This is a genomic window from Isoptericola sp. NPDC057559, assembly GCF_042801555.1.
Taxonomy (GTDB): domain Bacteria; phylum Actinomycetota; class Actinomycetes; order Actinomycetales; family Cellulomonadaceae; genus Isoptericola.
This window is the reverse complement of the sequence record NZ_JBHVFQ010000001.1, coordinates 317,197-342,955: the sequence shown is the minus strand read 5'-3', so window position 1 is coordinate 342,955 and position 25,759 is coordinate 317,197. Positions and strand designations below refer to the sequence as shown.

The window sequence follows — 25,759 nt, the reverse complement described above, 5'->3', positions numbered from 1 at the left end:
GGGCCCCGGTGTCCGGGCGCGACGGCGCCGCGGACGGGCGGGCCTACGTCCGAGAGATCCCGAGGGCGTGCAGCGAGGGGCCGGCCACCGGCCGGGAGGCGGCGGCGAGCGGGTGCCAGGGCCCCGTCCGAGGCCCCTCAGCGCGCAGCAGGGAGCGGGCGCCGGGGCCGACGAGCACCAGCAGCACGGCCAGGATCATGAGGCACATCGCCGTGACCATGTCGTGGCTGCCGCAGCCGCCGTCGCCGCACCCGGCGGGGCGCTCGGAGTCGCCGGCGACGGTCGGGGCGGCGGGCGTCACGGTGGTTCCGGGCGACGCGCCGGCCTGCGCGGCGACGTGCTGCTCCGCGGCGACGGCGACCGTGTGGGGGGCGCCGTGCCGCGTCGCGGAGCCGCTCATGGCGTGCATGACGACGACGCCGGCGATCAGCGTGAGCACGAGGAGGACGCCGGCGAGCCGGCCGTGCCGCCCGGTGAGCAGGGGACGCACGGTGCGGATCATGCGTCCTCCTCGGCGGTCGGTCCTGGGGTCGGCCACGGGCGGGGCCGCGGCGACCCTGGCACTGTAACGAACGTCGGCGGCGGCCGACGTCCCGTGCGGGACGGGCGTGCCGGGCCTAGCGTCGAGGCATGAGCGAGGACATCGACGACGTCCGCACCGAGAAGAGCGGCGGCAAGGCCGCGAAGATCCTGTACCGGCCCGTCGGCATCGTGAGCTCGATCGTCGGCGGGATCGTGGCCGCACAGGTCTTCAAGCAGGTCTACAAGCGGGTCGCGCCCGGCCATCCCGACGACGCGCCCACCCCGCTGCAGTCCGAGTACCGCCTGCGGGAGATCCTGCTGGCCTCGCTGCTGCAGGGCGCGATCTTCGCCGTCGTGAAGGCAATCATCGACCGCGGCGGGGCGCGCGCGTTCGAGCGGTGGACGGGGGAGTGGCCGGGCGACTGACGCGTCGCCCGGCCGTCACCAGTCCGCCGGCCGGGAGTCCTTGCCGTCGAGCCAGAGCCGGTCGCTCGCGTCGCGGTGCGACCCGTCCGACCCGACGTGCTTGGAGCTGATGCGGTCGCCCTTGACGATGACGTGCGCGACGGCCTGGGCGTGGCCGTGCCCGATCCCGTACGTCTCCTTGAGCCAGGCGACGACGGGGGTGGTCCTGCTGTCCGGGCCGAACCCCTGCTCGGCGGCGGCGGCCACCAGCTCCCGCGGGGTGAGGCCGGTCGTGGTCTCGACGTTGTCGAGGTACGCCTGGAAGGACATCAGTCGGTCTCCTTGGTGTCGTCCTGGGTCTCGTCCTGCCGGAACTGCTGGATCATCGTCGCCGACGCGTGGATGCACATCATGCGCAGCACGCCGGTGCCGGTGTTGGTGAAGCCGTGCCACACGTCCGGCCCTACGACGGCGGTGTCGCCGGCGTGAGCGACGACGCTCGCGTCGCCGATGCCGATCGTCGCCTCGCCCTCCAGCACCGACCACGTCTCCGTGTACGGGTGGCGGTGCAGGTCAGGGCCCTGGCCCGGGTCGTTCGTCACGAGGAAGAACGAGACGCCCGAGCCGTGGTCGCGACCCTCGAAGCGCAGCGTGCGCGAGCCGGGGATGCGGATCGTGTCGGCGGTGACCACCGAGGTCATGGTGTGTCCTCCTTCGCGAGGGCGGGCCGTCGTCGGGCCGGTGCCCGCGACGTGTCCCCAGCCTCGTGACGACCGCAGCGCCGCACGAGCGTTTCGACGTCGGTCGAAAGGTCGCTCCCCGGTCAGCTCCCGGACGGCCGCCCGGACGCCGCCCGCGCGGCCTCGAGCAGGGCAGCGGTGCTGCGGCCGGCCGCGCGCAGCGGCTCGGGGTCGCGTGTCGTGCGGGCCAGCAGGAACGCCCCCTCGGTGAGCATGACCATGGCGAGCGCGAGGTCGCGCGCCCGGTCGGCGTCGACGTGCCGGGCGAACCAGGCGGTGCCGCCCGCCAGCCAGTCCGCGAACACGTCGGCGGCGGCGGCCCGCAGCGCGGGGCGGGTGTCGACGACGTCGAGGGCCATGGTGGCGACGGGGCAGCCGTCGGCGTAGTCGCCCGCCACGAGGTCGCGGGCGGCGGAGTCGAAGGCGTGCAGGACGGCGTCGACCGGGTCGTCCCGCTCGTCGAGGAGCCCGAGCACGAGCGCCATGAACTCGGGCCCGGTGGTGCGGATCATGTCCTCCGCCAGCGCGTCCTTGCCGCCCGGGAAGAAGTGGTAGATCGAGCCGAAGGGCGCGGCGGCCTCGGTGGCGACCTGCTTCAGGCCGGTGCCGGCGTAGCCCTGGCGGGCGAAGAGCCGCGCCGCCGCGTGCCGGATCCGGGTGCGCGTCCCGGCGCCGTCGGGTGCGGGCCCGAGGAGCGGGATCGGGGGCGTGGGGGTTGCCGCGGTCATGGCACCAGCCTACGGTGGCGATGACTAGAACGATCTATCAAATCGAGGCCGGGAGGCGCGACATGGCGGTCGTGGAGCTGGCGGCGGGACCCGTCGCGTACGAGGACACGGGAGGCCCGGGCCCGGTGGTCGTGCTGGGGCACGGGCCGCCGATGGACTCGCGGGTCTGGCGCAAGGTGGTGCCGCTGCTCCCGGGTTTCCGGGTCATCACCCCGACCCTGCCGCTCGGCGGGCACCGCATGCCCCTGCGGCCGGACGCGGACCTCACCCAGCGGGGCACCGCGCGCCTGCTCGGCGACTTCCTCGACGCGCTCGACCTCACCGACGTGACCCTGGTCCTCAACGACTGGGGCGGGGGCCAGTTCCTCATCAACGAGGGCCGCACCGAGCGGGTCGGGCGCCTCGTGCTGGCGGCCTGCGAGGCGTTCGACAACTTCCCGCCCGGGCCGGCGAAGGCGCTCGGGGTCGTCGCGCGGGTGCCCGGCGGCATGTGGCTCCTGCTCCAGCTGTTCCGCCTACGGGCGTTCCGCCGGATGCCCGGCGGGTACGGCGGGATGTCGGTCGCCGGCATCCCCGACGACCTCCTCGTGGACTGGTTCCGCCCGGCGACCCGCGACCGGCGCGTGCGGCGCGACTTCGCCAGGTTCGCGCGGGGCGCCCCGCCCCGCGACGAGCTGCTGCGTCTCGCCGCCGGGTGGGGCGCGTTCACCCGGCCGGTGCTCGTGGTGTGGGCGGCGCAGGACCGGCTCATGCCGGCCGACCACGGGCCGCGGCTCGCGGCGCTCTACCCGGACGCGCGGCTCGAGGTGGTGGAGGGCTCGTCGACGCTGCTCGGGGAGGACCAGCCGGAGCTCTTCGCGCGGCTGCTGGCGGAGTTCGCGGCCCGGCCGGACGTCCGCGCATCGTGAGCCCGACGCGCGCGTGACGGCGCCCGGGACACGGATCCGGACCAATTCATTGACACGGTGAAGGAATAGGCGCCAGGGTGTGGGGGTGCAGCGCCGCGCAGACCTTCCTCGCCTCGGCTCGCTCGGGCCCTCCGCCCGGGCGGTGGTGCGCGCCCTGCTGCTGGCCGGGCCGCTCTCGCGGGCGGAGCTCGCGCGGCGCCTCGAGCGGTCGCCGGCGAGCATCACGAAGATCACGCAGCCCCTCCTCGCCGCCGGCCTGATCGGCGAGGTCACGGCCCTGACGGCCGCCGAGAGCCCGGGGCGCCCGGGCGCGCCGCTGGCGCTGCGGGCGGACCACCACCGGTTCCTCGGCGTCAAGGTGACCGCGGACGAGGCGTACGCGGTCCGGACGGACGCCGCCGGGAGCGTGCAGGCCTTCGCCCACCGCCCCCTGGCCGACGTCGAGCAGGCCACCGTCGTGGCCGAGATCATTGAACTGGTGAACGAACTCGCGGGCCCCGGGGAGATCCAGGCGCTCGGGGTCGGCCTCGCCGGCCAGATGTCCCGGTTCGACGACACCGTGCGCGCCAACGCCTTCCTCGGCTGGGACCAGGTCCCCCTGGCGCGGATCCTGGAGGAGGCCACCGGCATCCCCACCGTCCTCAGCGAGGACGCCCGCGCGCTGACCGCCGGCGTCCACTGGTCCGGGCCCGGCCGCGGGATGAGCGACTTCGCCGTCCTGACCGTCGGCGTCGGCGTCGGGCTGGGCATCGTCATCGAGGACCGCGTGCTCGCGGGCCCGACGGGCAAGGTCGGCCGGATCGGGCACACCCGCGTCGCCGATTCCGGCCCGGTCTGCACGCACGGGCACCGCGGCTGCGCCTCGGCCTTCCTCACCACCGCCTCCATCACCCGGGGCATCGGCGTGCCGCACGGCCGCGCCGACCTCGGGCTGGAGGAGGCGCTCGGGCTCGCCGAGGCGGGCGACGCCGCCGCCCTGCGCGTCTTCGAGGACGCCGGCCACGCCCTGGGCGTCCTCGTCGCGGAGCTCGCGAACATGCTCGGGCTGCCCGCGGTGATCCTCGCCGGCGACGGGCTGGGAATGATCGCCCACGCCCGGCGGCGCATGGACGCCGCGATCGCCGACCACCTCGACCCGAACGCGACCGCGCCGACCGTGGTCGCCTTCTCCTCCGGCTTCGACGAGTGGGCCCGCGGCGCCGCCGTCGTGGCCTGCCAGTGGATGCTCGTCGACCCCCCGCTCCACCACACCGCACCGGCATGACCCGACCCACGCAGGAGGCACCGTTGTCCGCACTTCCCCTCGACCCGACCGTCCCGCTCGCCGAGGACGCCGGCTCGATCAGCATCGGCATCGTCGGCGCCGGGCAGTTCTCCCGGAGCTTCGCGACGCTCTGGGACCTGCACCCGAACGTCGACCGGCTCACCATCACCGACCTCGTCCCCGAGCGCGCCAAGGCGCTGGCCGACCGTTACGACCGGGCGACCGTCGTCGACAGCTTCGAGGAGATGCTCGACTCCGACGTCGACGCCGTCGCGATCTTCACGCAGCGGTGGACGCACGCGCCGCTGGTGCTGGCCGCGCTGGAGGCGGGCAAGCACGTGTACTCGGCCGTGCCGATGGCCACCGAGCTCACCGACATCGAGGCGATCATCGACGCCGTCGAGCGCACCGGCCTCACCTACATGATGGGCGAGACGAGCTACTACAACCCGGCCACGGTCTTCGTCCGGGAGAAGGTGCGGGAGGGCGCGCTCGGCCGGGTCTTCTACGCCGAGGGCGACTACGTCCACGACATGGACCTCGGGTTCTACGCCGCCTACCAGTACAGCGGCGGGGAGAACTGGAAGGCCACCGCCAGCTACCCGCCCATGCTCTACCCGACCCACGCGATCGGCGGCGTCCTCGGCGCCCTGCCGACGCGCGCCGTCAGCGTGAGCTGCATCGGCGTGGAGGACCAGCGCGGGGACGGCGTCTTCGACCGGGAGGTCAGCCAGTTCGGCAACAGCTTCTCCAACGCGACGGCGCTCTTCGAGCTGTCCGACGGCGGCGCGATGCGCACCAACGAGATGCGCCGCGTGGGCTACCCGTCGCACATCCGCGAGTCGCGGTTCCGCTTCTTCGGCACGGAGGCGAGCTTCGAGCAGCTCGCGCACCAGAGCGTGTGGAACGACAAGGAGACGTCCACGGACGTCTCGGCCGACTTCGTCCCGGTCCGCGGGGACGGCGACGACGCCGACCTCGCCGACGTGGACCCGGCCCTGCGGGAGGCGTTCACGTCCGGGTCCGCGCCCGTGCACGACCGCACCCGGCTGCCCGCCGCGTACGCCGAGGCCCCCAACGGGCACGAGGGCTCGCACCACTTCCTCGCCGACGACTTCGTGCGCGGCGTGGTCACCGGGGAGCACCCGCCGGTCGACGCCTGGCGGTCCGCGGCGTTCACCGCGCCCGGCATCGTGGCGCACGAGTCCGCCCTCGCGGGCGGCCACCGGCTGCCCATCCCCGACTTCGGGAGCCGCCCCGCCCGCGACTGAGCGCGCACCACCGGCCCGGCGTCATCGGCGACGCCGGGCCGTTCCCCGAGCACCGCCTGCAACGACGCAAGGAGGTACATCGATGGCTGCACCGTCCGCACCGACCGTCCGAGGAGAACGGGTGGGGCGCCGCCGGGACGACACCCGGCTCGCCCTCGCGTTCATCCTGCCGGCCACCATCGGCCTGGTGGTCTTCTACTTCTGGCCGCTGGTCCGCGGGATCTGGCTGAGCTTCACGTCCTGGGACCTGCTCAGCCCGGCCCGGTTCGTGGGCCTGGACAACTACCGGGAGATGGTCGCGGACCCGGTGTTCTGGAACGCCGTCCGGGTCACGCTCGAGTACGTCGTGATCAACATCGTGCTCCAGACCGTGGTGGCCCTGCTGCTCGCGATGCTGATGCAGCGCCTGAGCCGCTCCACGCTGCTGCGCTCGCTGGTGCTGGCCCCCTACCTCGTCTCGAACGTGGTCGCCGCGCTGGTGTTCCTGTGGATCCTCGACTACCAGCTCGGCATCGGGAACCAGGTGCTGGAGTGGATGGGCCTGGACCGCATCGGCTTCTTCACCTCGGAGGAGTGGGCCATCCCGACCATCGCCGTGGTGAACGTCTGGCGGCACATGGGCTACACGGCGCTGCTGATCTTCGCCGGCCTGCAGACCATCCCGCACACCACGTACGAGGCGGCCCGCGTGGACGGTGCCTCCGAGACGCGCACCTTCTTCGGCATCACCCTGCCCCTGCTGCGGCCGATCCTCGGCCTCGTCCTGATCATCTCGGTGATCGGCTCGTTCCAGGTGTTCGACACCGTGGCGGTCACGACCAACGGCGGCCCCGTGGACGCCAGCCGGGTGCTGCAGCTCTACATCTACGACAAGGCGTTCGCGCAGTTCGACTTCGGCTACGCGTCGGCGCTGAGCGTGGCCATGCTGCTGATCCTGGTGGTCGTCACCTTCTTCCAGTACCGCATGACGCGGGCCGGCCAGACGGACCTGAACTAGGGAGCGGGCGACCATGACCGAGACCACGACGGCTCCGGCCGCACCCGCGACCTCCGCGGCACCCACCTCGCAGGACGTGCCGGCCCCGCGCCGCCGCCGCCCGCCCAGCATCGGCAAGGTGGTGGCCTGGGTGGTGATGGGCCTGCTGCTGCTCATCACCCTGTTCCCCTTCTACTGGATGCTGCGCACGGCGCTGTCCAGCAACGGGGCCCTGTACGCCAACGCGACCTCGTTGCTGCCGGTCGACTTCAGCTGGGGCGGCTTCGAGCGCGTCTTCGGGCTGCAGTCCACGGAGGAGGCCATCGCGCAGGGCGGCTCCGGGGCGTCCATCGACTTCTGGCTCTACCTGCGCAACTCGGTGGTGGTGGCCACCGTGGTCACCGTCTGCCAGGTGTTCTTCTCCGCGATGGCGGCGTACGCGTTCTCCCGCCTGCACTGGCGGGGCCGCAACGCGGTGTTCGCCGTGTTCCTGCTGTCGCTGATGGTGCCGGTGATCTTCACGCTGCTGCCGAACTTCATCCTGGTCCGGGAGCTGGGGCTGATCGACACGCTGCTCGGCATCATGCTGCCGGGGCTGTTCATGACGCCGTTCGCGATCTTCTTCCTGCGGCAGTTCTTCATGAACGTCTCCACGGAGGTGGAGGAGGCGGCGCTCATCGACGGCGCCAGCAAGGTCCGGGTCTTCTTCGCGATCATCATCCCGATGTCCGTGGGGCCGATCGCGACCATCGCGATCCTCACCTACATCGGGTCGTGGAACGACTACTTCTGGCCGCTGATGGTCTCCTACACCGACGACTCCCGGGTGCTCACCGTGGCGCTCGGCAACTTCAACGCGCAGACCCCGCAGACGGGGCCGGACTGGGCCGGGCTGATGGCCGCGACCCTGGTGGCCGCGCTGCCGATGATCCTGCTCTTCCTCGCGTTCGCGAGACGGATCGTCAACTCCATCGGCTTCAACGGGATCAAGTGAGGCGGCCCATCGTGCGTACACGTCGAACCGCGGCGTCCCTGGCCGCGGCACTGACCGCCGGCACCCTGGCCCTCGCGGGGTGCGCGGCACCCGGCGCGGCGGACGACTCCGTCGTCGTCGACTACTGGCTGTGGGACGCCAACCAGCTGCCCGCCTACCAGCGCTGCGCGGACGCCTTCGAGGAGGAGAACCCGGACCTCGAGGTCCGGATCAGCCAGTACGGCTGGGGCGACTACTGGCGCAAGCTCACCGCCGGCTTCGTGGCGGGGGCCGGCCCGGACGTCTTCACCGACCACCTCACCCAGTACCCCGGCTTCGCGCAGAAGGGGCTGCTGCTGGACCTCAACACCCTCGGGGCGACGCGCGACGTCGACTACGGCGGGTTCCAGGAGGGCCTCGCGGACCTGTGGGTGGGGCAGGACGGCGCCCAGTACGGCATGCCGAAGGACTTCGACACGGTCGCGCTGTTCTACGACACGAAGGTCCTGTCCGACGCCGGTCTGGGCCCGGCGGACCTCGAGGGCCTCGACTGGAACCCCGAGGACGGCGGCAGCTTCGAGAAGGTCCTCGCCCACCTCAGCGTCGACCAGAACGGGGTGCGCGGCGACGAGGAGGGCTTCGACCCGAAGAACGTCGCCGTGTACGGCATGGCCTCGAACGGGTCGGGCGGCACCTCCGGTCAGACGACGTGGTCGTGGTTGGCCGGGGCGACGGGCTGGAAGTTCACCGACGCGGACGTGTGGGGCACGGAGTACCACTTCGACGACCCGCGCGTGCAGTCCTCGCTGAAGTGGCTGTTCGGCCTGGTCGACAAGGGGTTCATGGCGCCGTACGAGGAGGTCGGCACGGAGCCCAACCCGCAGCAGGCCCTCGGCTCGGGGCGCGCCGTGATCTCCGCGAACGGGTCGTGGATGCTCGGCACGTACGCCAACCTCGACGGCGTCGACCTGGGCATCGCGAGCCTGCCGAGCGGCCCGGTCGGCCACCCGGTCTCCATGTACAACGGCCTCGCCGACTCGATCAGCGCCCAGTCCCCGAACCCCGAGGAGGCCGCCCGCTGGGTGGAGTTCCTCGGCTCGGACGACTGCCAGCGCCTCGTGGGGGAGGCCGGGGTGGTGTTCCCGGCCCGGCCCGCCGGCACCGCGGCCGCGATCGACGCGTTCGCGGACCGCGGCCTGGACGTCTCGGTGTTCACGGACCTGGTGGAGAAGAAGCAGACGCTCTTCTTCCCGGTGACGGAGCAGTTCGGCGCGATCGACTCGATGATGACGCCGATCATGGACGAGATCTACATCGGCGACCGCGACGTCTCCACGCTCACGGAGGTGAACGACCGGATCAACGGCCTGCTGAAGTGAGGCTACGGTGACGCCGTGCCCAGCCAGCAGCGCCGGAACGTCGTCGAGCTCCGTCTCGCCCCCGACGACGTCTCGGCGATCCGGTTCGGCGTCTCGCCCGGCCACGAGCTCGCGCACGCGGTGCGCGTGCTGGGGCGGCCGCAGTACCACCCGCTGCAGTGGGGGTGGCTGCGGCGGGCTCGCGGCCGGGCCCCCGCCCGCGCGTTCGACCTGCTGCGCCTGCTCGTGGGCCCGGACGGGTACCTGCCGGACTTCCTCACCTCCACGCCCGGCTGGGACCTCGGCCCCGACGAGGAGGTGGCGAGGATGCGGGAGGCGGACCTCGCGTCGGTGCGGGTCGACCTCCTCAAGCGGGTGGACCGCACCGAGGGCGCCGAGCAGCGCGTGCTGCGGGCCCTCGCCGACGACCCGGAGCGGGCCCGCGCGCTGGCGGCGGACGCCTGGGTGCAGGTGTGGGACGCCGTCCTCGCGCCGACGTGGCCGCAGCTCGAGCGCCTGCTGCGCGCCGACATCGGCGCGCGGTCGCGCCGGGTGACCACCCTCGGCCTCGGCGCCATGGTCGACACGCTGCACGAGGCGGTGACCTGGGCGCCCGACGCCGTGCAGGTGCGGCTGCGGATGCACGGCGAGGTGCTCGACTGCGCGGGCAGCGGCCTGGTGCTGGTGCCGTCGGTCATGGCGCCGCGGTGCTCGGTGGTCACGGAGCCGCCCGCGCAGCCCACGCTGTTCTACCCCGCGCTGGGGATCTCCGAGCGCTGGGCCGACGACGCCCCCGACACGTCCGGGGCGCTCGCCGACCTGCTCGGCGCCGGCCGCGCGGGCGTCCTGCTCGCCCTCACGGGCCCGCTGTCGACGACCGAGGTGGCGGCCGCCGGCGGCCTCGCCGTCTCGACGGCGTCGCACCACCTCACGCTGCTGCGCGCCGCCCGCCTGGTCGACTCGCGCCGGGAGGGTCCGCGGGTGCTGCACGTGCGCACCCCGCTCGGGGAGGCGCTCGTCGGGGCGTGACACCCGGCCCGCGGTAGGTTCGCCCGATGCGTCGTCCCGCCCCCCGCTCGTCGTCGTCCGTCGCCCGCGTCCCCGGGTTCCGGCCGCTGCTGGCGATGTCGGCGCTGGGCTTCTCGGGGTACGCGCTGCTGCTGCCGGCCGCGCCCCTGTGGGCGGTGCGCGGCGGCGCGACCGAGGGCGGCGCCGGCCTCGTCAACGCGGTGCTCATGCTGGCCACGGTGCTCACGCAGACCACCGTGCCGTGGCTGCTGCACCGGGTGGGGTGGCGCCTGACGATGGTGGTGGGCGTCGTGCTGCTGGGCGCGCCGTCGCTGCTGTTCATGGCCACCGACCAGCTCGGCTGGCTGCTCGCCCTGTCGGCCGTCCGTGGCACCGGGTTCGCGGTGCTGACGGTGTGCGGGTCGACGGCGGTCGCCGCCCTCGTGGACGGGCCGCGGCACGGCCGCGCGATCGGCCTGTACGGGCTGTCGATCGCGTTCCCGCAGCTGGTGCTGGTGCCGAGCTCGGCGTGGGTGGCGGAGACCCTCGACTTCCGCGTCGTCTTCGCCCTCGGGGCGCTGCCCGTGCTCGCGGCGCCGTTCGCGGCGCGGCTCGGCCGGCGGCTCGACGCCGCGGCGGCGGACGCGACGACCGGCGCCGCGCCCGACACGGTCGCCGCGACGGGCCGGGGCCGCACGCTGCTCGCCCTGCTGATGCCGTCGCTGGTGCTCCTCGCGGTGACGACGCCGGGCGGCGCGCTGCTGACGTTCGCCCCGCAGTTCGCGGGCGGCGCGGGCGCGGCGGTGGCGGGGCTGCTCGGCTTCACGGCCGCGACGGCCCTCGCGCGCTGGGGCGTGGGCGGGTTCGCCGACCGCTTCGGGCCGCGCGTCTTCCTCGCGCCGCTGCTCCTCGTCTGCGCGGGCGGACTCGCGCTGTGCGCCGCCGCGATCGCGGACGGCGGCGCCCGCCCGGCGCTGCTCGTGCTCGGCATGACGGTGGTGGGCGTCTCCTACGGCAGCCTGCAGAACCTCACGCTCGTCGCCGCCTTCGCCGCCGTGCCGGCGCGGCAGCACAGCACCGCCAGCGCCGTGTGGAACATCGGGTTCGACGCCGGCACGGGGCTCGGCTCGCTGGTCGTCGGCTTCATCGCGGCGGGCACCAGCTTCTCCGTGGGCCTGCTGACCACGGCGGCGGTGTGCGTCGTCGCGGCCGTCGCCGTCGTGCTCACCCGCCCCCCGCGCTGACCAGGCGCGTCTCCTGGTGCACGATGGGAGAGGACCACGACGAGCAGCACGACGAGCACCACGACGAGCGGAGGCCGAGATGGGCAAGAAGCAGGAGATCCAGCACGGCAAGCAGCACCTCGACAAGCAGCACGGCAGGAAGCGGGGCGGCCCCAACCTGTTCCAGCTCATCATGGTCGCGCTGGTGGTCGCGGCGATCACCAAGGAGCTGCAGAAGGACAAGGAGGACCGCACCTGGCACGGCACCGTCGCCGGGTTCGTCCCCTACGAGTTCCGCGTCCCCACCCTCGCGCGCGTCCGTGAGCGGGTCTGGGACCCGGAGGGCGAGCACCTGCTCAGCCCGCACGTCTTCGGCGTCGGGTGGACGCTCAACCTCGGCCGCATCGTCGAGCTGGTGCGCCGCAAGGTCGAGGACGCGCGCGAGGCCGAAGCCTCGGCCTGACGGCCGCGCGCCGCACGGCGAGTCGTCGCTCGGAGCACGGTGTGGTTCTCTGCTCCGTCGGGAGAACAGGAGGGGCGCCCGCTGGGCCGCACCCCTTGCGCCTCAGCGGGGTCTTCCCGCTCGCCTGGGGTCGCGCCGGCTGAGGGGGCACGGCTCCCGCCCTGCCGACCGAGCAGAAAACGACAACGTCCTCAGGTCGCCGACGCGCCCGGGCGGTCACGCGTCGAGCGCGCGGACCACCAGGCCCTGCGCGAGGGTGCCGAACGCCCCGTGCTCGTCGTGCAGCACGCTGGACGTGAGGCCCGCGCCGCCGGCTCCGAAGACCACGGACGTGTCGAACCCGAGCCACCCGCCCGCGGGGGCGCGGTGCAGGTGCGCCGAGAGGTCGACGTTGGGGAAGGCGACCTTCCGGGGGTCGGCGCGCACGGACATCCCGTTGGCGACGTCGAACAGGCCGACGGTGCGGGCGAGCGTCCCCACCTCCTCGGCCTCGACGAGGTCGTGGTCGGTGCGCACCCACACCGTGCCGCGCCCGGGCTCGGCGAGCGTGCGGCGCACGTCGATCGACGCGACGAACGCGCCGGGCCAGTCCGTGGTCGGGTCCCACACCGGGGTGTCGTCGGGGCGGGGGAGCGGCGCGGGCGCGCCGGCCGCGAGGTCCCGCGTGTCGCCGACGGCGGTGAGCCACGCGCGCAGCGTCACGACCGGGCGGCCGCCGCACGCCACGTCGGCCTGCACCAGCTCGACGCCGCGGCCCGGGCGCAGCACCCGCACGTCCGTGGTCATCTCCTCGAGGCGGTACGGGCCGAGGATGTCGAACGTCAGCCGCGTGGCGGCCAGGTCGTCGCGGCCGCGCTTCTCCCGGTCGGCCTCCACCAGGTGCGCGAGCAGCCCGAGCGTCGGCGCCACGTGCTGCTCGTCCGTCCTCCACGCCCCTCCGACGTGCTCGGTGGGCTGGAACGTCGTCGCGCCGGTGCGGCGGAAGTAGGCCATGGGTGTCCGTCCTTCGTGGGGAGTGACGGCCATCCTGCCAGGGCACGGCGGCGTCCTTCGCCTCAGTGCGTGGACGGCACCGTCCCCACCAGCAGCAGGGGCCGGCTGGGCAGCGGCTCGAGGCCGAAGCGCCGGTAGACGGCGGCGTGCCGGGCCGAGGCGGCGAGGGTCCGCACCGTCTCGCCCGGCGGGACCACCTCGCCGACGTGGCGGGCGATCAGGGCGATCCCGCCGCCAGGTCCCCGGGACGCGGCGTAGTCGACCGTCCAGTTCGCCGCACGGATCGCCGCGACGTCGGCGCGGCGCTGCTCCCGCGAGGCGGCGAGCCGCGCAGGGCGCTGGGCCCTCGCGATCGCCACGCCCGCGCGGCCTGCCGCCACGACCAGGAGGAGCAGCGCGGTCGCCGGCCAGGCAAGGACCGCCGCGGTGACGAGAGCGTCGGCGGCCGGGCCGATCCCCGCCGCCAGGCCGGAGACGATGCCCAACGCCGCGCCGGTCGAGACCGAGATCGCCAGCACGCTCCCGACGGCGCGGGGGGAGGGCCACGACCGCCGGTACGTCACCCGCGCCACGACCTCGGCGTCCCGGTGGGCGAACCCGCCGAGCACCACGACGAGCGCGACCCACACCGGCCAGGTCACAGCCGCCCACGCCCGCCGGCCGCGCGCCGGGGCGAACGACCAGGCCAGCGTCCACGCCACGGGGCCCACGGCGCGCCCGCGCACCGGGATCAGCACGGGCTCCGCCGAGAGGTCGTTCATGCGCATGCCGGGAAAGTACCCCGCAGCGTCGTGGCGGCCCGGGTGAAAAGGGGGTGTGGGTCGTCGTCAGGCTGTCGTGAGCTCGACGTCCACGGTGGACGAGCCGCGCAGCGCCGCGACCTGCACGGCTTCGTCGTTCAGCAGGGCGGTCGCGCGGTCAGGGAGCCGTCCGAACGTCGTCACGGCGAGGGTCAGCCGGGACCCCTTCGCGCGGGGCCGCCAGGTGCCGGCGACCTCGCCGTCGACCAGCACGGTGCCGGGGTCGCCGACGGGCGCCCACACGGCGCGGTGGTGCTCCTTCGCGACGATCGTCGCGCGGTCGCGGAGCTGGGTGTATGGGTCGCGGGGCGGCAGGAGGCGCACGCCTGTCGGCATCGTGGCGGAGGCCAGGGCGTCGACGTCGTCGGCGAGGAGCCACCCCCGGGAGGCTCGCCCGCCGGCGGCGGGCGCCACCTCGACCGGAGCGAGCTCGTCGGCGACCTCGTCCCACCAGGGGCCGACGTCGCCCGCGCGGACGCCGGCCCACGTGGCGAAGGCCGCCCGGGTGGTCGGGCCGTAGCAGTGCAGGTAGCGCCGCAGCAGCTCCGCGCGCGCCGCGGCCGGGTCGACCTCGGGGAGCGGGTGGCCGAGCCACTCGTCGACCAGCACGAACGGGGCCTGGTTGCCGTCGCGAGGGGCGAAGCAGAGCACGCCCTCGAGCGTGAGGACGCGCAGGCAGAAGTGCACGACGCCCTCCCCGAGGGGCTGTCCGGCGGCGTACGGGCCCTCCGCCTCCCACACGGCCCGGCGGGCGGACGGCAGGCCGGGGGCGACGCGCGCGGCCAGCTCCGCGCCGAGCTCGCCGATCGCGAGCCGACGACCGGCCAGCACGCCCCGGAGCTCCGCGCGTGTGAGGTCGACCGCATCGGTCAGGCTCAGCCCGAGCCTGTCCAGCGACGGCCCGACGCCCAGCAGCAGATGCCGACGGGCCTCCTCGGCGGGCGGCAGCACCCCGGCCGTGAAGGCGGCGGCGTCGGCGGTCGGCACGACGAACGGCGCCCCGCGCATCGCCCACGTGCGCAGCAGCGACCTCTCCTCGCCGAGCGCGGCGTCGACGCCCTCGCGCGTGACCTCCTCCGCCCGCGCGTGCAGTGCGAGCAGCGCCGACCCGGGCGGGCTGTCCTGCACCCCGCAGCGGCCCGCGACGACGGCGAGGTCGCCGGCCGGGGCCCGCGCGGCCAGGCCGTGCGCGGCGAGGCGGAACGCGACGACGTCGTCCCGGGTGACGCGGGCCGTCATCCGGCCCGCCCAACGGCGCCGCGGGCGTCGGCGCCCCACGACGCGAGCAGCCGGAGACGCTCGGCGGACGGCGATCCGGGCTCGGCCGTGTAGACGAGGAGCACCTGGCCGGGCTCGGCCGTCACCCCCAGCTCCTCGTAGGCGAGCGTGAGGTCGCCGACGACGGGGTGCCGGAACCGCTTGGTGCCTGCGCCGTGGATGCGGACGTCGTGTGCGGCCCAGAGGGTACGAAAGACCTCGTTCCGCGTGGAGAGCTCGCCGACCAGGTCCTGGAGGGCCCGGTCGTGCGGGTTCCGGCCGGCCTCCGCGCGCATGACCGCCACGCACATCTCGGCCATGACGTCCCAGTCGGGGTAGAAGTCGGGCGCCGCCGGGTCGAGGAACTGGAACCGCGCCAGGTTGGGCACCCGGCCGCCGTCGCCGATGACGGGGGAGTAGAACGCGCGGCCCAAGGAGTTGGTCGCGAGCAGGTTCTGCCGCGGGTCGCGGACGAACGCGACCGCGTCGGTGATGGCGTCCAGGGCCCACTGCAGGCTCGGCCGCGGAACGCCGGGCCGGGTCGCGCGACCCCGGGCACGCCCCGACGTCGGGACGCCGTCCGCGGCGCGCGCGAGATCGAGCAGGTGGGCGTGCTCGGCGTCGTCCAGCCGGAGGGCTCGAGCCACAGCGTCGAGGACCGACGCCGAGGCGCCGGCCACCGCGCCGCGCTCGAGCCGTGCGTAGTACTCGACACTCACGCCGGCCAGCATGGCGACCTCGCCGCGCCGCAGGCCCGGCACCCGGCGGTGCGAACCCGCCGGCAGGCCCGCCTCCTCGGGAGTCACCTTGGCGCGGCGCGACATGAGGAACTCGCGCACCTCGGCCCGGTTGTCCATGTCGCCAGGCTAGGTGCGGACCGTCGACGGCGACGGGCGCGAGGGGTGCCCTGGCGGTACACGTCTCGTCAGTGACTCCCGCGCGCCGGTCGGACGACGCACGCTGGTGGACATGCCCGCACCCGTCCAGCCCGCCGCGCCGCAGCACCGGTTCGCCCGGACGCTGCCCGCGCTGCTGCTCCTGCTCACCGTGTTCGGGCCGATCTCCATGGACCTGTACCTCCCGGCCCTCCCGGCCCTGACGGCGGACCTCGGTGCGACGACCTCGGTCGCGCAGCTCACGGTGACCGCCTGCCTCGTGGGCCTCGCCGCCGGACAGCTCGTGGCGGGGCCGCTCTCCGACCGGCTCGGGCGGCGCGGGGTGCTGCTCGTCGGCGTGGTCGCGTACGTCGTCACCTCCGCGCTCTGCGCGGCCAGCCCCACCGTGGAGCTGCTGGTCGTCGCGAGGCTCGTGCAGGGGCTGGCCGGCGGCGTCGGCATCGTCGTCGCGCAGGCCGCGGGTCGCGACGTCTACGACGGCGGCGCGCTGATCCGCTTCTACGGCCGCCTCACGGTGGCGGGCGGCCTGGCGGCGGTCGTCGGGCCGCTGCTCGGCGGGCAGCTGACCACGGTCACCGACTGGCGCGGTCTGTTCGTCTTCCTCGCGGCCGTCGGTGTCGTCGTCCTCGGTGCGGTGGTCGTCGCCTTCCCGGAGACGCTGCCCGCCGACCGGCGCATCGCCGGCGGCTTCGGCCGGACCGGGCGCGACTTCCGCGTGCTGCTGTCCGACCGGGTCTTCGTGGCCGCGGTGCTGCACCAAGGCTTCGCGTACGCCGCGCTGTTCGCCTACCTGGCCGGTGCGACCTTCGTGCTGCAAGGGGTCTACGGGCTGTCCCCTCAGGGGTACGCGCTCGCCTTCGGCCTCAACTCCGCCGGGTTCATGACCTGCGGGTTCCTCGCGGGTCGCGCCGCGGAGCGCTGGAGCGTCCCGGGCACGCTCGCCGTCGGCACCGGCCTCGCGGGACTCGGCGCCCTCGGGCTGCTGCTGGCTGGGACCACCACGATGCCCGTGTGGGTGGTGGTCGTGGCGCTGCTGGCGCTCGCGAGCGGTGTCGCCACGACCTCACCGCCCGCGACGACGCTCGCGCTGGTCGGCTACCCGCGGCTCGCCGGCACGGCGTCGTCCCTGCTGGGCATGGTGCGGTTCGGCTTCGGCGGGGTGGCCGCGCCGCTGGTCGGCCTCGGCGGGGCAGCGGCGATCCTGCCGCTCGGCCTCGTCACCGTCACCGCCGTCTCGCTCGCCACCGTCGCCCTGCTGGCGCCTGGCGCCCGCGCCGGCGCGGGCGCGCCCTCCGTCCACCGCGTCGCCCTCGACGCGGACACCGTCCACTCCTGAACAACCCCTCAGAACGGAGCACCACCATGCGCGGAGTCATCCTGCACGCCCCCGGCGACGTGCGCGTCGTCGAGCGTGACGACCCGAGGATCCTCGAGCCCACCGACGCGGTCATCCGCGTCACCGCCACCTGCATCTGCGGGTCCGACCTGTGGCCCTACCGCGGTGCGGACGACGTGCACGACGCCGTGATGGGCCACGAGTACGTCGGCGTCGTCGAGGAGGTCGGCGACGACGTGCGGACCGTCAAGGTCGGCGACTTCGTCGTCGGCTCGTTCTGGGCGTCCGACAACACGTGCGAGATCTGCCGCTCCGGCTACCAGGCCTACTGCGTGCACCGGGTGCTCATGGGAACCCTCGGCACGCAGTCCGAGCGGGCGCGCATCCCCCTGGCGGACGGCACTCTCGTCGCGACGCCAGGGATGCCCGACGACGACCTCGTGCCCTCGCTGCTCGCCGCCTCCGACGTGCTCGGCACCGGCTGGTTCGCCGCCGTGGCCGCCGAGGCGGGCCCCGGCAAGACCGTCGCCGTGGTGGGCGACGGCGCGGTCGGGCTGCTCGGCGTGCTCGCCGCGAAGCAGCTCGGCGCCGAGCGCATCATCGCCATGTCCCGGCACGCCGACCGGCAGGCCCTGGCCCGCCGGTTCGGGGCCACGGACATCGTGACCGAGCGCGGGGACGCGGGCGTGGCTCGCGTCAAGGAGCTGACGGACGGGCTCGGCGCGCACTCGGTGATCGAGGCCGTCGGCACGCAGGAGTCGATGATGCAGGCCGTGCACTCCACCCGCCCCGGCGGCCACATGGGCTTCGTCGGCGTCTCGCACGACGTCGCGCTGCCCGGGGACGACATGTTCATGGCCGGCATCCACCTGCACGGCGGCCCTGCGCCGGTGCGCCGGTTCCTGCCCGAGCTGGTCCGGCTGATCTGGGACCGGGTGATCGACCCGGGACAGGTCTTCGACCTCGCGCTGCCCCTCGAGCGGGCGGCCGAGGGTTACGCCGCGATGGACGAGCGCCGGGCGACGAAGGTGCTGCTGACCGTCTGAGGTCAGGACTTCGCCGGCGTGAGCGCCAGCGCGCCGGCGAGGCCCAGCATCATCCCGCCGCCGGTGCCGCGGATCGCCGCGAGGCGCCGCGGCGACCGGGCGAACCAGGCGCGGGCCGTGCCGGCGAGGAACGCCCACGTGCCGTCGAGCACGAGCGCGATCAGCGTGAACTCGAGGCCCAGCACCAGCATCTGCAGGGGCACGGCCTCGCCGTGGAAGTCGACGAACTGGGGGAGCGCGGCCACGAAGAACACGATCGTCTTGGGGTTGGTCGCCCCGACCACGAACCCCTGGCGCAGCACCGTCCACGACGACGCGGGCCGCGCGCGCGGGTCCGCCCCGACGTCGGTGCCCTCCCGCCGGTGCCGGATCGCCTGGACGCCGAGGTACGCCAGGTAGGCGGCGCCGAGCAGCTTGAGCACCGTGAACAGCGCGATCGACTGCGCGACCAGGGTGCCCACCCCCAGCGCCACCGCGGTGACCGGGACGAGCGCGCCGAGCTCGTTGCCGAGCACGCTCACCATGCCGCTGCGCCGGCCGAGCGACAGCGAGCGGCCGACCACGAAGAGCACGCTGGGCCCCGGGATCGCGATGAGCACGACCGAGGCCAGCGCGAAGGCGAGGAGCGACTCGACGGGCGGCACAGGGGGAATCTAGCCCCGCGCGCCCGGCGTGGCGAGGGCGATCTCGCGCGGGACGGCGGGCGCCGGCCGGGGGTCGGGGAACGACCCGTGCCCGAAGAGGATGCGGCGCGCGGCGGCGCGGCCCGGGGGCGTGCGCAGCAGCGCGACCCCGGCCCCCGCCGCCGCGGGCGTGCGCACCAGGGACAGCCCGCGGCGCAGGGTGAGCCGCCCGCGGAAGCGGGCGCGCAGCGCGGCGCCGTCGTACCGCGCCAGCTCCCGCCGGTCGCCGGTGCGCAGGGCCCGGTCGAGGACGTCGGCCGCATGCTCGGACAGCCGCAGGCACGGGTCGAGACCGCCGGCCGTGAGCGGCGAGACGGCGCCCGCCGCGTCGCCGACCAGGAGCCCGTGCGGCCCGGCGATACGGCGCAGCAACCCTCCGACGGGGATCGGCCCGGCCCGCCGCTCGACCGCCTCCGGCCGGCCCGTGCCCGCGAGGCCCGGCGCGCTCGCGGCGAAGCGCCGCAGCGCGTCGCGCAGCCCGTGCGGGTACCGGTCGGCGTACCCGGCGACGCCCACGTGCGCGTGCCGGCCGTCGTCCAGCACCCACGCGAGGTACCCGGGAGCGAGGCGCGGGTCGAGCACGCAGTGGAAGGCGGGCACGACTCCGGGCCGGGCGTCGCGGGGCGGCAGGGCGTACACCTCCTCCGCGCCGACCAGCAGCTCGCGGTTGCGGTCGAGGCCGAGCTCCCGCGCGACGGCGGAGCGCGCCCCGTCGGCCCCCACGACGAACGTCGCGGACACCTCCTGCGGGCCGCGCGGGCCGTGCAGCAGGTGGGCGTCCCCGCGCCGCCCGAGGTACCGGGTGCCGAGCTCGAGCCGCACGCCCGCCGCGACCGCCCGCTCCGCGAGCGTCAGGTAGAGGGCGGCCATGTCGCCCACGCGGAACTCGTCGTGGGCGCTGTCGAGGGTGACGGGCCGCCGGTGCGACGGCGGGTAGAGCACCATGCGCCGCACCGCCGGGCCGAGGTGCTCCGGCGGGAGGTCGAAGTCCTCCAGCGTGCGGCGCACGAAGATGCCGGTGGTGCGCACGGAGGCGTCGAGCCTGGTGCGCCGGTCGGCGAGGACGACGTCGTGTCCCCGCCGGGCGAGCTCGGTGGCCGTCCACAGCCCCGCCAGGCCGGCGCCGACCACGAGGACGTCAGGCATCGTCGCCGCCCTCGTCGACCGTCTCGTCGACGGTCTCGTCGTCGTCGACCCGCTCCAGGAGGTCGCCCGGCTGGCACCCGAGCACCCGGCACATCGCGTCGAGCGTCGCGAACCGCACCGCCTTGGCCCGCCCGTTCTTGAGGACGGCGACGTTGGCGGGCGTGAGGCCGACGCGCTCGGCGAACTCGCCGACGCTCATCTTGCGGCGCGCGAGCTCCACGTCGAGGCGGACGACGATCGCCATCAGATCACCCCGTCGAGGTCGGTGCGCAGCTCCGTGGCCTGCCGCAGCAGCGCCCGCAGCACCACCATGAGCAGCCCGACGGCGGCGCCCACCAGGAGCACCAGCAGGAGCAGGGCGGCGAGACCGGCCAGCCCCTCGGCGGCCACGAGGAGGGCGAACGCGGCCAGCACCAGCACCCACGCGGAAGCCGCCGCCGTGACGATGCCGTTCACCCAGACGAGGGCGTGTTCGGAGAAGATCCGGTCGTCGCGGACCATCGTCAGCAGCCGCCACGTGCACACGATGACGGCCTGCACGCACGCGAGGCCCACGACGGCGAGCACCAGCAGCGGCCAGCGCAGGGGGGCCAGGTCGGGCGACTCGACGGCCATCCGCGCGAAGGCCGCGGGCAGCACGGCGACCTGGGCGGCGAGGAGGGCGGCGAAGACCGCGACGAGCAGGGCGCGCAGGGGCCCGACGAGGCGCTGGGTGCGTGACATGCGGCCGAGCCTGGCGTCCACACCTATCGAAAGTCAATAGATATCGATCGCTTTGCAGGTTCTTCGCAGCATCTCCTCCGACGGCTAGCCGTCGCCGTCGAACAGCCCGCCGTCCAGCAGCCAGTGATAGCGCAGGCGCAGCGCGCGCTCGGTGCTGGCCAGGAGGGTGGCGACCAGGAGCGCGACGTTGAGGCTCCCGGGGAGCCGGACCGGCGAGGTGAACGTGCCGAACCGCTCGGCGACGGGCGGGATCTGCGAGATCTCCTCGACGAGCTGCGGGACGCCGAGCACGAGGGCGACCGCGAGGACGACCCACGTGAGGGCCCCGATGCCGCGGCTCAGGCCCGGGCGCTCGCGGTCGAGGCGGGCCCGGCGGCCCTCGGCGGAGGCGGGGTCGGGCACCAGCTGCCGCTCGCGCCCGTCGGGCGTCACGTAGTGGCAGCGGCGCAGCCCGTAGCCGCTCGTCTCGACCTGCACGGTGCCGCCGGTGACCGGGAACTCGGCGGGGAGCTTCGACGTCGCCTGGTGCGCGCCGTCGAGGTAGAGCCGGGACCGCACCTCGCCGTCGTCGGAGTCGCCCCAGAGCCGCACGTCCACCGACCAGGTCTCGGGCCGACCCTCGGGGCCCGCGACGCGCAGGTGGAACAGCGCGCGGGACAGCGGCTGCCACCAGCGGAACCGCTGCAGGGCGTGCCCGTCGCCGGGCTTCACCCGCCGGGCTGCGCGCCGGCGCCTGCGGTCCGAGAACATCCCCGGCAGCGTAACCGCGGGCCGGGCGCGTGGCCCGTCGCCCCCGCCGGGTGCACGATGTCTCGCGTGAGCACGCCAGAGACCCCCGCCCGCTCCCGCCTGGTGCGGATGGGCGCACGCGACCCGCACGAGCCGGGCCGCACCGCGAGCACGCTCGAGCTCTTCTTCGACCTCGTGTTCGTGGTCGCGGTGAGCGTGGCGTCGGTACAGCTGCACCACGCGCTCACGGACGGCGACGTCGCGGGCGGCCTGGCGTCCTACGGCATCGTCTTCTTCGGCATCTGGTGGGCGTGGATGAACTTCACGTGGTTCGCCACGTCGTTCGACACGGACGACTGGCTCTACCGCGTGCTCACGATCGTGCAGATGTCGGGCGTGCTGGTGCTCGCCGCGGGGATCGAGCCGGTCTTCGTCGACGGCGACCTCACCGTCGTCGTGCTCGCCTACGTGGTCATGCGCGCGGCGATGATCGCGCAGTGGCTGCGGGCGTCGCGGACGGCGGGCCCCACCCGCGGGGCGACGCGGGCGTACGCCCTGGGCATCGCGGTGGTGCAGGTCTGCTGGCTGGGCATGCTCCTGCTGCCGGAGGCGGCGCAGACGCCCGTGGTGCTCCTCCTGATCGTCGCGGAGGTCGCGGTACCGGTGGTCGCGGAGACCCGCGGCCGGACGCCGTGGCACCCGCACCACATCACCGAGCGGTACGGCCTGTTCACGCTCATCCTGCTCGGCGAGAGCCTGCTGGCGTCGTCGAACGCCATCATCGAGGCGCTGCACGACGAGCAGGACCTGGCCTCGCTGGTCTCGATCGCCGTGCTGACGGTGGTGGTCACCGCCGCGCTGTGGTGGATCTACTTCTGGCCGCCGCACCACCGCGCCCTCGGCGAGGCCCGGCTGTCGCGGTCGCTGCGCTACGGCTACGTGCACTACTTCGTGTTCGCCGCGGCCGGCGCGTTCTCCGCGGGCATCGAGGTGGAGATCGACGCGCTCACCGGGCACACCGCGCTGTCCGACGTGGCCGCGTCGTTCACGGTGACGATCCCCATCGCCGTGTTCGTGCTGGGCATCTGGTGGATCGCGATCCGCGACAACGCCGACCGCGTCGTCAACGCGGTGGTGCCGGTGGGCGCCGTCCTGGTGCTGCTGGACCCGGTGATCCCGGTGCCCGTCACCCTCACCGCCGTGATCATGGTGCTGATCGTCGTGGTGCTGGTGCTGCACCCCCCGCTCAGCGAGCCGCGAGCTCCGCGAGCAGGTCGGCGGCCGGAGCGGGGTGCACCAGCCAGCTGAGGTGGCTGGCGCGCAGCGTCCGCACGTCGTAGGGGTTGTCCGGGGTGAGCGCGTCGGCCTCGCGGATCAGCCGGTCCTGCATCGCGAGCGGCATGCTGGCGTCCTCGCTGAGGCGCACGAAGGTGCGCGGCACGGTGCCCCACGTCGCGGCCTGGGCGCGGTCGTCGGAGGTGCCGACGTCGAGGTTCTCGTCGGGCTGGAACGTGGTGAGGAAGGTGCGGAACTCGTCGTCGGTGCCGTCGGCGAGGAAGAGGGCCTTGAGGCCGGAGAGCACGTCCGGGTCGGCGGTGCGGAAGTTGCAGCGCAGCAGCCCGACGTCGGCCGGGTGAGCGGCGAGCGCGCCCGCGAGCGCCGCGGCGTCCACCGTCGCCATCTCCGGCTCGGCGTTGTACGCGGCGGCGTCGAGGTCCACGGGCGCCCACGCGGAGACGTATACGAGGCGGTCGACGAGGTCGGGTCGCGCGTTCGCGACCGCGGTCACGGTGGCGCCGCCGCGGCTGTGCCCGACGAGGACCACGGGCCCGTGCTCCCGCACCCGCTCCAGGACGCCGACGACGTGGGCGGCGTTGTCCGCGAGGGTGACGCCCTGGATCGCGCCGGGCGCCGTCGCGAGCGCGGCCGGGTCCTGCGGCGCCTGGTAGGCGGCCGGGAAGGTGGCCTCGAAGCCGTGCCCGGGCAGGTCGACGGCGAGCGAGCGGAGGCCGCGCAGGGCCAGCTCGGCCTGCAGCGGCGCGAACGAGAACGAGTTGGCGAAAGCGCCGTGGACCAGCACGAACGTGGGGGACATGCCGGCGAACCTAGCGGAGGCGAGGGGCGTCAGGCCGCGGCCGGGCGGGGCGTGTCGTGCCCCTTGGCGCGACCGTTCACGGCGCGCGCGAGGAACAGCGAGACCAGGCCGAGCGCGATGAACAGGAAGTTCGTGGGGGTGGCGAGGGCGAGCAGGGGGCTCACGGGCGCGAGGGTCGTCGTCTCGTCGATCCCGCCGGTGGCGAGGAACAGCATCGGGTCGAAGGCGCCGTGCAGCAGGATCGGCCAGACGAGGTTCCCGGTGACGCGCAGCGTCAGGTACATGGCGACGCCGAAGCCGAACGTGTAGACCACCGTGAGCGCGACGGTGGCGGGCGCCATCCCGGACAGGGCGTTCGCCGAGTGCAGCAGCGCGAACACGAGCGACGACACCACCATGACGACCCACTCCGTGGAGCCGCCGCGGCGCAGCAGCGTCACGACGACGCCGCGGCACAGCACCTCCTCGACGAACCCGACGAGCAGCCCGGCGAACAGCGTGGTCACGACGACGCCGGCCGCGTACGAGCCGTAGTCCACGCCGGCCGCGCGCAGCAGCACGGGCACGAGCACGATGGCGGGCGCCACCCACATCCAGCCGCGGCCCGCGGGCTGGGGCCCGAACAGCACGGGGAACCACCGCAGCGACGCGACGAAGAGGACGAGCACCACGGCCCCGACGAGCAGCGGGAGGGCGAGGGCGACGAAGACGCCCGTGGGGGTCGCGAAGAGGTCGTCGGGGTCCACCGAGTGGGCGAACCACACGCCGATCACGCGGCTCGCGCCGAGGTAGAGCGCGAGGTACGCGGCGGCGGCGAGGACGGCGCGCCACAGCCCGCCGCGCTCCCAGAAGCCCTGCCACGGCGAGGTGTCGCCCGTCCCGTCGACCATGCCGCCTCCATGCCGCTCGCGCCGACCGGGGCGGTCGCCCCTGCGGGCACGGTAGACGCGGCGCGGCCCCGCCGCGCGCGGAGGGCGCGGTGCCCGCCCCGCCGGCCCTCGTCCACGATATGTACGGTCGTACATATCGCGGGTAGGCTGCCGCGCATGACGACCGACCACTTCGCCGGCGACCCCCGCAGCAACCACGACCGCATGCTCGCCGGCGACCTCTACGTCGCGGACGACCCGGAGATCGAGCGCCGCGCCCGGCGCGCCGCCCGCCTCCAGGACGAGTACGCGCGGACCGCACCCGCCGACCCCGACGGCGCCCGCCCGGTGCTCGCCGAGCTGCTCGGCACGCTGGGGGAGGACGCCGTGGTGCGGCCGCCGCTGTACGTCGACTACGGCGAGAACCTCCACGTGGGCGCGCGGACCTTCGTCAACTACCACCTCACCGCCCTCGACGTCGCGCCGATCGTCATCGGCGAGGACTGCCAGATCGGCCCGAACGTGCAGCTGCTCACCCCGACGCACCCCGTGGAGCCCACCCCGCGCCGGGACAAGCTCGAGGCGGCGCGGCCCATCACCCTCGGCGACAACGTGTGGCTCGGCGGCGGCGTGATCGTGTGCCCCGGCGTGACCATCGGGGACAACTCGGTGATCGGGGCCGGCGCGGTCGTCACGCGCGACGTCCCGGCGAACGTCGTCGCGGTGGGCAACCCCGCGCGCGTCGTGCGCGGCATCGCGGAGGACGACGGCGGCGCCGGTGCCTGACCGCCGCCCTCGCCGTACCGACCCGGGGCGGCGCGACCGCATCGTCGACGCGTGCCTCGACGTCGTCGTCGCGCACGGCGTCGCCGGCACGTCGCACCGCCGCGTCGCCGAGGCGGCGGACGTGCCGCTCGGGTCGATGACCTACCACTTCGCCGGCATGGACGAGCTGCTGCGCGAGGCCTTCGGGCGGTTCGCTCGCACGGTGAGCGACGAGTTCGAGCGCCGCCTCGGCGCCGCGGCCGACGCCGACGACGCCCGCGCGGCCGTCGTCGGCCTCGTCTCCGACGTGGCCGGCACCCGGCGCGACCTCGTCCTCACGCACGAGCTCTACACGCTGGCCGCGCGGGAGCCCGCGTTCCGCGACCTCACCACCGCGTGGATGGCGCGCTCACGCCGCGCGCTGGAGCGGCACTTCGACCCGACGACGGCGCGCATGCTCGACGCGCTGATCGAGGGCCTGGCCGTGCACCGGACGCTCGACCGGCCGGAGGGCCAGGGCCCGTACGACGCGGCCCTCCTCGCCGACGCCGTCGCGCGGATCACCCGGGCCTGAGCCGGGCC

30 protein-coding genes are annotated in these 25,759 nt (G+C 74.6%); 15 read left to right on the top strand and 15 right to left on the bottom strand.

Going from position 1 to position 25,759, the window contains the following annotated elements; all coding sequences use genetic code 11:
• Positions 1–43: 43 nt before the first annotated feature.
• Complete coding sequence (locus tag ACFU5J_RS01565; protein ID WP_430577583.1) at positions 44–502, bottom strand: hypothetical protein; 459 nt, start codon at positions 500–502, stop codon at positions 44–46.
• Between the two features lie 128 nt (positions 503–630).
• Between ACFU5J_RS01565 and ACFU5J_RS01560 the strand changes: the two genes are divergently transcribed.
• On the top strand, positions 631–948 hold the full coding sequence (locus tag ACFU5J_RS01560; RefSeq protein ID WP_430577582.1) for a DUF4235 domain-containing protein: 318 nt from the start codon (positions 631–633) through the stop codon (positions 946–948).
• A gap of 15 nt (positions 949–963) precedes the next feature.
• Here ACFU5J_RS01560 and ACFU5J_RS01555 read toward each other — a convergent pair whose 3' ends face one another.
• The 3 genes from ACFU5J_RS01555 to ACFU5J_RS01545 form a co-directional block, all read right to left on the bottom strand.
• Positions 964–1,257 (bottom strand): DUF4287 domain-containing protein, encoded by a 294-nt coding sequence (locus ACFU5J_RS01555; RefSeq protein WP_430577581.1) that lies wholly within the window; start codon positions 1,255–1,257, stop codon positions 964–966.
• A complete protein-coding gene (locus ACFU5J_RS01550; RefSeq protein ID WP_430577580.1) occupies positions 1,257–1,628 on the bottom strand; it encodes a cupin domain-containing protein in 372 nt (123 codons plus the stop codon). Before ACFU5J_RS01550 ends, ACFU5J_RS01555 begins: the two co-directional genes overlap by 1 nt.
• A 122-nt stretch (positions 1,629–1,750) precedes the next feature.
• Entirely contained in the window at positions 1,751–2,395 is a 645-nt protein-coding gene (locus ACFU5J_RS01545; protein ID WP_430577579.1) for a TetR/AcrR family transcriptional regulator, read from the bottom strand.
• 62 nt (positions 2,396–2,457) lie between these two features.
• Here ACFU5J_RS01545 and ACFU5J_RS01540 point away from each other — a divergent pair, with 62 nt between their 5' ends.
• The 9 genes from ACFU5J_RS01540 (at position 2,458) to ACFU5J_RS01500 (ending at position 11,839) form a co-directional block, all read left to right on the top strand.
• Positions 2,458–3,303, top strand: a complete 846-nt coding sequence (locus ACFU5J_RS01540; protein WP_430577578.1) for an alpha/beta fold hydrolase — start codon at positions 2,458–2,460, stop codon at positions 3,301–3,303.
• Positions 3,304–3,388: 85 nt separating this feature from the next.
• Positions 3,389–4,567 (top strand): ROK family protein, encoded by a 1,179-nt coding sequence (locus ACFU5J_RS01535; RefSeq protein ID WP_430573546.1) that lies wholly within the window; start codon positions 3,389–3,391, stop codon positions 4,565–4,567.
• A gap of 23 nt (positions 4,568–4,590) precedes the next feature.
• Positions 4,591–5,838: a Gfo/Idh/MocA family protein gene (locus ACFU5J_RS01530; RefSeq protein WP_430577577.1), complete on the top strand. Its 1,248-nt coding sequence runs from the start codon at positions 4,591–4,593 to the stop codon at positions 5,836–5,838.
• Between the two features lie 82 nt (positions 5,839–5,920).
• A complete protein-coding gene (locus ACFU5J_RS01525) occupies positions 5,921–6,835 on the top strand; it encodes a carbohydrate ABC transporter permease (protein WP_430577576.1) in 915 nt (304 codons plus the stop codon).
• Between the two features lie 13 nt (positions 6,836–6,848).
• Complete coding sequence (locus ACFU5J_RS01520) at positions 6,849–7,808, top strand: carbohydrate ABC transporter permease (RefSeq protein WP_430577575.1); 960 nt, start codon at positions 6,849–6,851, stop codon at positions 7,806–7,808.
• 11 nt (positions 7,809–7,819) lie between these two features.
• The gene (locus tag ACFU5J_RS01515; protein ID WP_430577574.1) at positions 7,820–9,166 is read left to right on the top strand and encodes an ABC transporter substrate-binding protein; all 1,347 of its coding nucleotides are present in this window, start codon (positions 7,820–7,822) and stop codon (positions 9,164–9,166) included.
• 15 nt (positions 9,167–9,181) lie between these two features.
• A complete protein-coding gene (locus ACFU5J_RS01510; protein WP_430573541.1) occupies positions 9,182–10,174 on the top strand; it encodes a DUF5937 family protein in 993 nt (330 codons plus the stop codon).
• Positions 10,175–10,200: 26 nt separating this feature from the next.
• Positions 10,201–11,397 (top strand): MFS transporter, encoded by a 1,197-nt coding sequence (locus tag ACFU5J_RS01505; protein WP_430577573.1) that lies wholly within the window; start codon positions 10,201–10,203, stop codon positions 11,395–11,397.
• Positions 11,398–11,476: 79 nt separating this feature from the next.
• Positions 11,477–11,839: a DUF5808 domain-containing protein gene (locus ACFU5J_RS01500; RefSeq protein ID WP_430577572.1), complete on the top strand. Its 363-nt coding sequence runs from the start codon at positions 11,477–11,479 to the stop codon at positions 11,837–11,839.
• A 216-nt stretch (positions 11,840–12,055) separates the two neighbouring features.
• Here the strand turns inward: ACFU5J_RS01500 and ACFU5J_RS01495 are convergent, their stop codons facing one another.
• From ACFU5J_RS01495 to ACFU5J_RS01480, 4 genes are all read right to left on the bottom strand, one after another.
• Entirely contained in the window at positions 12,056–12,832 is a 777-nt protein-coding gene (locus ACFU5J_RS01495) for a thioesterase family protein (RefSeq protein WP_430573538.1), read from the bottom strand.
• A gap of 62 nt (positions 12,833–12,894) precedes the next feature.
• A complete protein-coding gene (locus ACFU5J_RS01490) occupies positions 12,895–13,599 on the bottom strand; it encodes a hypothetical protein (protein WP_430577571.1) in 705 nt (234 codons plus the stop codon).
• Positions 13,600–13,659: 60 nt separating this feature from the next.
• Complete coding sequence (locus tag ACFU5J_RS01485) at positions 13,660–14,871, bottom strand: winged helix DNA-binding domain-containing protein (RefSeq protein ID WP_430577570.1); 1,212 nt, start codon at positions 14,869–14,871, stop codon at positions 13,660–13,662.
• The gene (locus tag ACFU5J_RS01480) at positions 14,868–15,746 is read right to left on the bottom strand and encodes a helix-turn-helix transcriptional regulator (protein WP_430577569.1); all 879 of its coding nucleotides are present in this window, start codon (positions 15,744–15,746) and stop codon (positions 14,868–14,870) included. Before ACFU5J_RS01480 ends, ACFU5J_RS01485 begins: the two co-directional genes overlap by 4 nt.
• 112 nt (positions 15,747–15,858) lie before the next feature.
• Here ACFU5J_RS01480 and ACFU5J_RS01475 point away from each other — a divergent pair, with 112 nt between their 5' ends.
• Positions 15,859–17,121, top strand: a complete 1,263-nt coding sequence (locus ACFU5J_RS01475; protein ID WP_430577568.1) for a multidrug effflux MFS transporter — start codon at positions 15,859–15,861, stop codon at positions 17,119–17,121.
• A 26-nt stretch (positions 17,122–17,147) separates the two neighbouring features.
• Positions 17,148–18,167, top strand: coding sequence for a zinc-dependent alcohol dehydrogenase family protein (locus ACFU5J_RS01470; RefSeq protein ID WP_430577567.1), 1,020 nt, complete (start codon positions 17,148–17,150; stop codon positions 18,165–18,167).
• A 2-nt stretch (positions 18,168–18,169) separates the two neighbouring features.
• On the opposite strand, the gene ACFU5J_RS01465 is transcribed toward ACFU5J_RS01470, so the two are convergent.
• The 5 genes from ACFU5J_RS01465 to ACFU5J_RS01445 all read right to left on the bottom strand — a co-directional run bounded on the left by ACFU5J_RS01465 (position 18,170) and on the right by ACFU5J_RS01445 (position 21,469).
• Positions 18,170–18,811: a LysE family translocator gene (locus tag ACFU5J_RS01465; protein WP_430573532.1), complete on the bottom strand. Its 642-nt coding sequence runs from the start codon at positions 18,809–18,811 to the stop codon at positions 18,170–18,172.
• 9 nt (positions 18,812–18,820) lie between these two features.
• Positions 18,821–19,996 (bottom strand): NAD(P)/FAD-dependent oxidoreductase, encoded by a 1,176-nt coding sequence (locus tag ACFU5J_RS01460; protein WP_430577566.1) that lies wholly within the window; start codon positions 19,994–19,996, stop codon positions 18,821–18,823.
• Complete coding sequence (locus ACFU5J_RS01455; RefSeq protein WP_430577565.1) at positions 19,989–20,240, bottom strand: helix-turn-helix domain-containing protein; 252 nt, start codon at positions 20,238–20,240, stop codon at positions 19,989–19,991. Before ACFU5J_RS01455 ends, ACFU5J_RS01460 begins: the two co-directional genes overlap by 8 nt.
• Positions 20,240–20,719: a DUF2975 domain-containing protein gene (locus ACFU5J_RS01450; RefSeq protein ID WP_430577564.1), complete on the bottom strand. Its 480-nt coding sequence runs from the start codon at positions 20,717–20,719 to the stop codon at positions 20,240–20,242. Before ACFU5J_RS01450 ends, ACFU5J_RS01455 begins: the two co-directional genes overlap by 1 nt.
• Positions 20,720–20,803: 84 nt before the next feature.
• On the bottom strand, positions 20,804–21,469 hold the full coding sequence (locus tag ACFU5J_RS01445; protein WP_430573528.1) for a hypothetical protein: 666 nt from the start codon (positions 21,467–21,469) through the stop codon (positions 20,804–20,806).
• Positions 21,470–21,526: 57 nt separating this feature from the next.
• Between ACFU5J_RS01445 and ACFU5J_RS01440 the strand changes: the two genes are divergently transcribed.
• Complete coding sequence (locus tag ACFU5J_RS01440; RefSeq protein WP_430573527.1) at positions 21,527–22,756, top strand: low temperature requirement protein A; 1,230 nt, start codon at positions 21,527–21,529, stop codon at positions 22,754–22,756.
• Here the strand turns inward: ACFU5J_RS01440 and ACFU5J_RS01435 are convergent.
• Together ACFU5J_RS01435 and ACFU5J_RS01430 are read right to left on the bottom strand one after the other, a co-directional pair.
• A complete protein-coding gene (locus ACFU5J_RS01435; protein WP_430573526.1) occupies positions 22,695–23,543 on the bottom strand; it encodes an alpha/beta hydrolase in 849 nt (282 codons plus the stop codon). The two genes, ACFU5J_RS01440 and ACFU5J_RS01435, sit on opposite strands and share 62 nt — an antisense overlap.
• Positions 23,544–23,572: 29 nt before the next feature.
• Entirely contained in the window at positions 23,573–24,433 is an 861-nt protein-coding gene (locus tag ACFU5J_RS01430) for a CPBP family intramembrane glutamic endopeptidase (RefSeq protein WP_430577563.1), read from the bottom strand.
• 156 nt (positions 24,434–24,589) lie between these two features.
• On the opposite strand from ACFU5J_RS01430, the gene ACFU5J_RS01425 reads away from it, so the two are divergent.
• Both ACFU5J_RS01425 and ACFU5J_RS01420 read left to right on the top strand, forming a co-directional pair.
• A complete protein-coding gene (locus ACFU5J_RS01425) occupies positions 24,590–25,198 on the top strand; it encodes a sugar O-acetyltransferase (RefSeq protein ID WP_430573524.1) in 609 nt (202 codons plus the stop codon).
• Complete coding sequence (locus ACFU5J_RS01420) at positions 25,191–25,751, top strand: TetR/AcrR family transcriptional regulator (RefSeq protein ID WP_430577562.1); 561 nt, start codon at positions 25,191–25,193, stop codon at positions 25,749–25,751. The genes ACFU5J_RS01425 and ACFU5J_RS01420 overlap by 8 nt, the downstream gene beginning before the upstream one ends.
• The last annotated feature ends 8 nt before the right edge of the window (positions 25,752–25,759 follow it).

Coding starts and splice junctions, on each gene's coding strand:
- ACFU5J_RS01440 (WP_430573527.1), top strand. CDS start 21,527: ATGTCTCGCGTGAGCACGCCAGAGACCCCCGCCCGCTCCCGCCTGGTG.
- ACFU5J_RS01445 (WP_430573528.1), bottom strand. CDS start 21,469: ATGTTCTCGGACCGCAGGCGCCGGCGCGCAGCCCGGCGGGTGAAGCCC.
- ACFU5J_RS01525 (WP_430577576.1), top strand. CDS start 5,921: ATGGCTGCACCGTCCGCACCGACCGTCCGAGGAGAACGGGTGGGGCGC.
- ACFU5J_RS01555 (WP_430577581.1), bottom strand. CDS start 1,257: ATGTCCTTCCAGGCGTACCTCGACAACGTCGAGACCACGACCGGCCTC.
- ACFU5J_RS01565 (WP_430577583.1), bottom strand. CDS start 502: ATGATCCGCACCGTGCGTCCCCTGCTCACCGGGCGGCACGGCCGGCTC.
- ACFU5J_RS01425 (WP_430573524.1), top strand. CDS start 24,590: ATGACGACCGACCACTTCGCCGGCGACCCCCGCAGCAACCACGACCGC.
- ACFU5J_RS01540 (WP_430577578.1), top strand. CDS start 2,458: ATGGCGGTCGTGGAGCTGGCGGCGGGACCCGTCGCGTACGAGGACACG.
- ACFU5J_RS01450 (WP_430577564.1), bottom strand. CDS start 20,719: ATGTCACGCACCCAGCGCCTCGTCGGGCCCCTGCGCGCCCTGCTCGTC.
- ACFU5J_RS01480 (WP_430577569.1), bottom strand. CDS start 15,746: ATGGACAACCGGGCCGAGGTGCGCGAGTTCCTCATGTCGCGCCGCGCC.
- ACFU5J_RS01560 (WP_430577582.1), top strand. CDS start 631: ATGAGCGAGGACATCGACGACGTCCGCACCGAGAAGAGCGGCGGCAAG.
- ACFU5J_RS01475 (WP_430577568.1), top strand. CDS start 15,859: ATGCCCGCACCCGTCCAGCCCGCCGCGCCGCAGCACCGGTTCGCCCGG.
- ACFU5J_RS01550 (WP_430577580.1), bottom strand. CDS start 1,628: ATGACCTCGGTGGTCACCGCCGACACGATCCGCATCCCCGGCTCGCGC.
- ACFU5J_RS01500 (WP_430577572.1), top strand. CDS start 11,477: ATGGGCAAGAAGCAGGAGATCCAGCACGGCAAGCAGCACCTCGACAAG.
- ACFU5J_RS01495 (WP_430573538.1), bottom strand. CDS start 12,832: ATGGCCTACTTCCGCCGCACCGGCGCGACGACGTTCCAGCCCACCGAG.
- ACFU5J_RS01485 (WP_430577570.1), bottom strand. CDS start 14,871: ATGACGGCCCGCGTCACCCGGGACGACGTCGTCGCGTTCCGCCTCGCC.
- ACFU5J_RS01455 (WP_430577565.1), bottom strand. CDS start 20,240: ATGGCGATCGTCGTCCGCCTCGACGTGGAGCTCGCGCGCCGCAAGATG.
- ACFU5J_RS01435 (WP_430573526.1), bottom strand. CDS start 23,543: ATGTCCCCCACGTTCGTGCTGGTCCACGGCGCTTTCGCCAACTCGTTC.
- ACFU5J_RS01490 (WP_430577571.1), bottom strand. CDS start 13,599: ATGCGCATGAACGACCTCTCGGCGGAGCCCGTGCTGATCCCGGTGCGC.
- ACFU5J_RS01430 (WP_430577563.1), bottom strand. CDS start 24,433: ATGGTCGACGGGACGGGCGACACCTCGCCGTGGCAGGGCTTCTGGGAG.
- ACFU5J_RS01505 (WP_430577573.1), top strand. CDS start 10,201: ATGCGTCGTCCCGCCCCCCGCTCGTCGTCGTCCGTCGCCCGCGTCCCC.
- ACFU5J_RS01460 (WP_430577566.1), bottom strand. CDS start 19,996: ATGCCTGACGTCCTCGTGGTCGGCGCCGGCCTGGCGGGGCTGTGGACG.
- ACFU5J_RS01520 (WP_430577575.1), top strand. CDS start 6,849: ATGACCGAGACCACGACGGCTCCGGCCGCACCCGCGACCTCCGCGGCA.
- ACFU5J_RS01545 (WP_430577579.1), bottom strand. CDS start 2,395: ATGACCGCGGCAACCCCCACGCCCCCGATCCCGCTCCTCGGGCCCGCA.
- ACFU5J_RS01470 (WP_430577567.1), top strand. CDS start 17,148: ATGCGCGGAGTCATCCTGCACGCCCCCGGCGACGTGCGCGTCGTCGAG.